The 6235-nt window shown below is 60.7% G+C and carries 7 protein-coding genes; 5 read left to right on the forward strand and 2 right to left on the reverse strand.

From position 1 onward, the window contains the following. Window positions 1-101: 101 nt before the first annotated feature. Window positions 102-1922: a methionine--tRNA ligase gene (gene metG / locus TF1_RS14455; RefSeq protein ID WP_061783981.1), complete on the forward strand. Its 1821-nt coding sequence runs from the start codon at window positions 102-104 to the stop codon at window positions 1920-1922. Between the two features lie 242 nt (window positions 1923-2164). Here metG and TF1_RS14460 read toward each other — a convergent pair whose 3' ends face one another. Both TF1_RS14460 and TF1_RS14465 read right to left on the reverse strand, forming a co-directional pair. After that, the gene (locus TF1_RS14460; protein WP_011290837.1) at window positions 2165-2599 is read right to left on the reverse strand and encodes a hypothetical protein; all 435 of its coding nucleotides are present in this window, start codon (window positions 2597-2599) and stop codon (window positions 2165-2167) included. A gap of 139 nt (window positions 2600-2738) precedes the next feature. Further along, entirely contained in the window at window positions 2739-3080 is a 342-nt protein-coding gene (locus TF1_RS14465) for an ATP-binding protein (RefSeq protein WP_016188151.1), read from the reverse strand. Between the two features lie 265 nt (window positions 3081-3345). Here TF1_RS14465 and TF1_RS14470 point away from each other — a divergent pair, with 265 nt between their 5' ends. The 4 genes from TF1_RS14470 to TF1_RS16015 all read left to right on the forward strand — a co-directional run bounded on the left by TF1_RS14470 (window position 3346) and on the right by TF1_RS16015 (window position 4966). Further along, a complete protein-coding gene (locus TF1_RS14470) occupies window positions 3346-4191 on the forward strand; it encodes a helix-turn-helix domain-containing protein (RefSeq protein WP_061783982.1) in 846 nt (281 codons plus the stop codon). Between the two features lie 28 nt (window positions 4192-4219). Further along, window positions 4220-4411 carry a DUF397 domain-containing protein gene (locus TF1_RS14475; RefSeq protein ID WP_061783983.1) on the forward strand — a complete coding sequence of 64 codons (192 nt, stop codon included), beginning with the start codon at window positions 4220-4222 and terminating at the stop codon, window positions 4409-4411. Between the two features lie 100 nt (window positions 4412-4511). Next, on the forward strand, window positions 4512-4688 hold the full coding sequence (locus tag TF1_RS16010) for a DUF397 domain-containing protein (protein WP_082797724.1): 177 nt from the start codon (window positions 4512-4514) through the stop codon (window positions 4686-4688). Between the two features lie 101 nt (window positions 4689-4789). Then, the gene (locus TF1_RS16015) at window positions 4790-4966 is read left to right on the forward strand and encodes a DUF397 domain-containing protein (RefSeq protein ID WP_156482512.1); all 177 of its coding nucleotides are present in this window, start codon (window positions 4790-4792) and stop codon (window positions 4964-4966) included. Window positions 4967-6235: the final 1269 nt, after the last annotated feature.

A 6235-nucleotide genomic window follows, 5' to 3' on the forward strand; every position in this document is an offset into this window, starting at 1 on the left:
GGTCCCATAAGAGGATGTTTCGGTTGGGAGACCCAGACACGCAGTAGTTTTCGGGGAAGAAACTGGATGAAGCCGGTCCGGGTTGGCTCTAGGCTTAAACCATGTCGTCGAAACGCCACATTCTGACCGCGGTGGCCTGGCCCTACGCGAACGGCCCCCGCCACATCGGCCACGTTTCCGGGTTCGGGGTCCCCTCCGACGTCTTCGCGCGCTTCCAGCGAATGTCCGGCAACAACGTGCTGATGGTCAGTGGCACAGACGAACACGGAACACCCATCCAGGTACTCGCTGACCAGGAAGGGGTGAGCGCTCGGGAGCTCGCGGATCGGTACAACCGGATCATCGCCGAAGACCTCGTCGCGCTCGGCCTCTCCTACGACCTGTTCACGCGGACCACCACCGCCAACCACTACGCAGTGGTGCAGGAGCTGTTCACCGGCCTGTACCGCAACGGCTACATCTTCAGCAAGACCACCAAGGGCGCGATCTCGCCGTCCACGGGCCGCACTCTGCCCGACCGCTATGTCGAAGGTACCTGCCCGGTCTGCGGTTATGACGGGGCACGCGGCGACCAGTGCGACAACTGCGGCAAACAGCTCGACCCGACCGACCTGATCAACCCCCGGTCGAAGATCAACGGGGAGACCCCCGAGTTCGTCGACACCGAGCACTTCATGCTCGACCTGCCCGCGTTCGCCGAGCAGCTCAGCGAATGGCTGAAGAGCAAGGGGGGCGAGTGGCGGCCCAACGTGCTGAAGTTTTCGTTGAACCTCCTCGACGAACTGCAGCCGCGGGCGATCACCCGCGACCTCGACTGGGGTGTGCCGATCCCGTTGGAGGGGTGGCGCGACCAGCCCAACAAGCGCCTCTACGTCTGGTTCGACGCGGTCATCGGCTACCTGTCGGCGTCGATCGAATGGGCGAAACGCACCGGCGACCCTGAGGCGTGGCGCAAGTGGTGGCAGAACAGCGACGCCGAGTCCTTCTACTTCATGGGGAAGGACAACATCGTCTTCCACTCCGAGATCTGGCCTGCCATGCTGCTCGGCTACAGCGGCAAGGGCAGCAAGGGAGGCGAGCCCGGCTCGCTGGGCGCGCTGAACCTGCCCACCGAGGTGGTGTCCAGCGAGTTTCTGACGATGGAGGGACGCAAGTTCTCCTCGTCACGCCGTGTCGTCATCTACGTGCGCGACTTCCTGGAACGCTACGACGCCGACGCGCTGCGCTACTACATCATCGCGGCCGGCCCGGAGACCCAGGACACTGACTTCACGTGGGCCGAGTTCGTGCGCCGGAACAACGACGAGCTGGTCGCCACTTGGGGCAACCTGGTGAACCGGTCGATTTCCATGGCGGCGAAGAACATCGGCCACATTCCCGAAGCCGGGGAACTCACCGACGCGGACCGCGCCGTGCTGGACGCGTCGAAGGCCGCGTTCGCCACGGTCGGGGAACGGTTGAACCGGGCCCAGTTCAAGGCGGCGCTCCAGGAAGCCATGCGCGTGGTCGCCGAGGCGAACAAGTACTTCTCGGAGCAGGCGCCGTGGAAGCTGAAGAAGACCGATCCGAAGCGCATGGAGACGGTCCTGCACGTCGCCCTGCAACTGGTGAGCGACGCGAAGACGCTGCTCACCCCGTTCCTGCCCGCGTCGTCGAACAAGGTGTACGAGATGTTGGGCGGCACGGGAACGTGGACGGGCATGCCGCGGTTGGAGGAGGCCACCGACTCGATCGGCGGTGAGGAGGGCATGTCCACCTACCCGGTGATCACCGGCGACTATGCGGACAACGAGGCGCGGTGGGAGTCGATTCCGATCGTGCCGGGCACCCCGCTGAAGCCGCCGACGCCGCTGTTCCGCAAGCTCGACCAGTCCGTGGTCGACGAGGAGCTGGCCCGTTTGGAAGCAGCAGCCGGGTCGTGAGCGTGAGCTGACCGGAGTGTGAGGAGGGCGGTCCCGCACGGGGCCGCCCTTCGGCTGTCAGGGGAGTTGTCGGATTGCGGGCGACCACTCGGTTCGCCTGTGGAAGAGGGCTGTGCCCCGGGGAGCTTGCGAGCAGAGACTGCACCGGGGCGCACGCCGTACTGTACTTGCTGCTTGGACGGCGGGTGAGGGGTTTCGCGGAAATCGCCGCGCCGTGCCCGCAGCGAGAGCGGGGGAGCCGCTCACGTCAGGACTGTGGTGCCGAGCAGGGTGAGCAGACAGCCTGCGGTGAAGGCGAGCGCCGCTGTGATGGCGGGTTTGGCATCGTGGCCGGCGTATGCGATGCGGCGGCGCAGCCAGAGGCGGAGTTTGCGGGCGTAGTACTCCTGGGTGGCGTGGGCGGGCCAGTACTGGCCGGGCTTGTGCGTGCCGCAGGACAGGGCGCGCAGGTAGGTGATGTGGTGGGGCGAGGCCGGATCGGTCGGGTGCGGGCGGAGCGGCCGCGGGGGACGCGCCGTGCTCTGCGGTGCAGGCCGGGACGCAGGCTGTGGTGTGGGCGCGGCCGGGTGGAGGATCTCGGGGCGTATCTCGGCGAGCTGGCGGATGAGGGCCGCCAAGCGGGCGTCCTGGTTTCGATCGGTGTCGAAATTGTTGCTTTCCGTGAAGGTTGCAGGCATGGCGGTGCGGCGCCTTTCTCGACAGACAGGGAGGGGGCGGACAGTGCGGGCTGGAACAGCCGGGGTTACGTGTGGGGGATGGGCACGGGAAGGCTGGTCGGGAGTTGAGCCGGGGCGAGGGCGAAGTCAGCCCAGACCACTAAGCCCAGGTTGACGGGGGATGGGCTACTGCGGGGCGGTACCCCCAGTCCAGGGCGAGTGCGGAGACGAGGAGCAGGCCGCGGTGGTGTTCCGCGGTGAACCGTGCGGTGCCGCTCAGGTCGGGAATGCGCGGCCGGTGCGGGGTCAGGCCGCTGTCGGTGACTTCGAGACGCAGCCGGTCGGCTGCGGGAAGCGACAGGGAGCGCACGACTTGGCCGCCAGGGGCACCGGAGACGGTGTGGTTGACCGCGTTGGCGAACAGTTCGCTGGCGCACAGTTGCACGTCGTCCACCAGTTCAGCGGGAAACCCAGCCAGATCGCGGTGGAGGTGCGAACGCATCTGCCCCGCTGACGCGAACCGGGATAGATCCGCGGCTCTCAGCGTATGAGCGGCATGGGTGGTGTTGAGGGCAGGCGAGCAGACGGTACAGGACACCTCCAGGGGAGAGCTGGGCGACTAAGTAGTCGCGGGTTAACTGATACATAGATTAAATGAGGCAGCCTCAAAAATTGAGTCCATCATATATATGTGCATCAAAGTCTTATATGTGAATTTTGAGGCGGCTTTAAGAGGAGTGGAGCGGTAAGCCCATCGGGGAGGTGCAATGGTTGCGAGAATGCCCGTCCGGCGGCGCTACCTGGTTATTCAGTTGAAACGGCTCCGACGCGAGGCAGGACTTTCCCAGGACGAGGTGTGGAAGGCGCTGGGGTGGAGCCGAGCCAAGCTTCAACGCCTTGAAGCCGGAGACTTCCAAAGGCTCAAAGCGGGAGACATCATGGCGTTATGCCAGGTGTACAAGGCTGATAAGGCTGTTGCAGAGGAGCTCATCCAAATCGCCAGAGACTCCCGGGCGGAGAAGCCCTGGTGGATCCGGTACAAGGATGTGCTTCCCGGTGCTTTTCTCGGCCTCGAGGCAGAAGCAACCCTGATCCAGGAGTACAACATTGCCCTTGTGCCGGGGCTGCTTCAGACTCGCGACTACGCTACTGCTCTGATGCGCACCTCGGTTGACATCCATGGGGAAGAGGAAGTCCAACGCCGCCTAGAGATTCGCGCTGAACGGCAGAGGACAGTCCTGGACCGTGAAGAACCACCGATGGTCATGGCAGTCATCGATGAAGCGGCTATCCGCCGCCAGATCGGTGGTGTCGAGACGATGAAAGCCCAGGTTAGACACCTGCTTGAGCTTTCAGAACGACCTCGCATCGATATCCAGATACTCCCCTTCAGTGCAGGGGCGCATGCAGCAGCCGGTGTCCCCTTCACCATTCTTGGTTTCGATGGCACTGATGCCGCTGGCAGCGTCGTCTACTTGGAAAGCCATAAAGACGGTTACTACCTGGACACTGATGAGGAGATCGCCCGTTATAGGCTGATTTTTAGTCGCACTCAGGGAAGTGCCATGTCTGTGGAAGACTCGCGTATCTTCCTCGAACAGCTGCTCACCTGAGTCTTGAACCGGACGGTAGAGGTAGACCGTGGACCTGACCTTCGCCGAGTGGAAGAAGTCCAGCTACAGCAACCCCAGTAGCAACAACTGTGTTGAGGTTGCGGTTGTCCCGCGTTTGTCGGCGGTCCGGGACAGTCAGCATCGAGAGCTGGGACGCTTGGAGTTTCCCGTTATGGAGTGGGCGGCGTTCCTGAGTGCTGCTAAGCGCGACGAACTCTGAATACCATCCTTCTCTTTGTAGCGGAGTGATTCTCTCCTCGTGTGGAGAGCGGCATGAATCGTGACCGCAAAGGAGTGCATGAGTGAGGGATGGTAAGGGGGTGGAGCGGCGTAAGTCCAGTTACAGCGGGGGAACGGGAGGCTCTTTTGTTGAGGTTGCGGTTGCCTCGCGCTATTCAGAAATCCGCGACAGTAAGAACCGAGAGATGGGACATCTAGAGTTTCCCGCTGTGGAGTGGACAGCGTTTCTAGACACTGCTAAACGCAACACCCTCTGAGTAGAAGACCTTCCTTTCGAAAAAGAATGGTCTTAGATTGATTAAAGATACTCGAAATGACATTTTGAAGACCATGTGGTGAGGAAGGGGTGAGGGGTAGCGTGGACTTCAAGTGGCGTAAGTCCAGCTATAGCGCTGGCCATGGCAACTGTGTTGAGGTGGCTACTGCTCCTTCTTCTTCTGTCCGCGATAGCCAGTATCGGGATCTGGGCTATTTGGAGTTTTCTATTGTCGAGTGGATGGCGTTCCTGACTGCTGCTAAACGCGATGCACTCTGAGTAAGTAGCCCTGGCTATTAAGAGGTGGTGATCCACTGATCCTGGTAGCTATCGCTCCAGGGCAGCTTGGGAGCGTGTCGCTAGTAGCCGGTGACACAGCGATTCGGTGAGCTCGGTATTTTCAGTCAGGTTTTCTACCCGAGCTGAGTGCTGTCACTAGACAGAGCTCAGAAGAGCAGCCCTGGGACGACAAAACTCCTCATCATGTCAAGCTCGGCTGATCCGCCTCGCCGCTTCGTCCACACGAGCAGTGAACGGACTCGCCACGGCCTGCTGCACCCCGTGGCGCTCGTCTATCTCTTCAGGGGTGGCTGCCCCTCTCGGCACAGCAGATTCCAGTTGGGCCAGGCGCTGCCGCTTCTCCTCGGCCTGCACTGAGTAGCGCGAATCAATACCGAACAGGTCAGCGAGCAGTGCGTCATCACTGCTGCCGGAGACAACGCGCTTGTAAAGACCCGGGAGACTACGCGCATGGCGGTTCCTCTTCAGTGACGTCTGGTAGTCGGATCAAACCGCCTGGATCAGCGCTCTGGTAGAGGTAAGGGCTGTGCGTAGCCACGATGAACTGGATGCGGGGGAAATACCGTTTCAGCCGCTGCACGCTCCCCAGAAAGCGAGGTATGGGCATGGAACAGGGTAGTCACTCGCGCGACCAGGCTTGAAAGCCCGGAGTTCGATGAGCTCTCGCTCAGTCTTCGGAAGGGACCGTATCTAACGACAAACCAGCTTTGCGGATAACTCCGCCCAGGAGGTTCAATAGAGAGAATTTTCAGGAAGAGCTGACAAAGCAGGTGAGCGAGAAAATCCATAGCGGCTTTTTAAGCAAAGAATCCGGCCAATTCTGCAACAAGCGATTCTCTCAGAATCTAACCCGGATTTGAGGAGTATTCCCGCCTCGTATCTTGGTTGATATGGACGCTCACTATCCCACTTGGTGTTCCAAGGGAAACCCACTCTGAAAGGTCCGACAGGAGACTTCGCGCAACCAAAGTCCCCGTCAATTTCAGTGCCAATGCCTGCAACAGAGTGGTTTTTCTAGAGCCGTGGTATCCCACAAGTACAGTCCGCTCCTAATTCCTGCCTCAGAACGAGTGAAGCACAAACTGACATGCGGTTGCTAGAGAATTTGCGAATATCAACGATCTTCACCCTAGTGACATACAAATTGCGAATGGGAAACAGCGTGCGGAAACCTTCCACCTCTGTAGGGAAAATAGCCTGCAAAGGAAGAAGATTTGTTCTCTAGAAATCTCCAGAATTAGATTTCTT

Source organism: Thermobifida fusca NBRC 14071 = JCM 3263 (assembly GCF_001592045.1).
GTDB lineage: Bacteria > Actinomycetota > Actinomycetes > Streptosporangiales > Streptosporangiaceae > Thermobifida > Thermobifida fusca.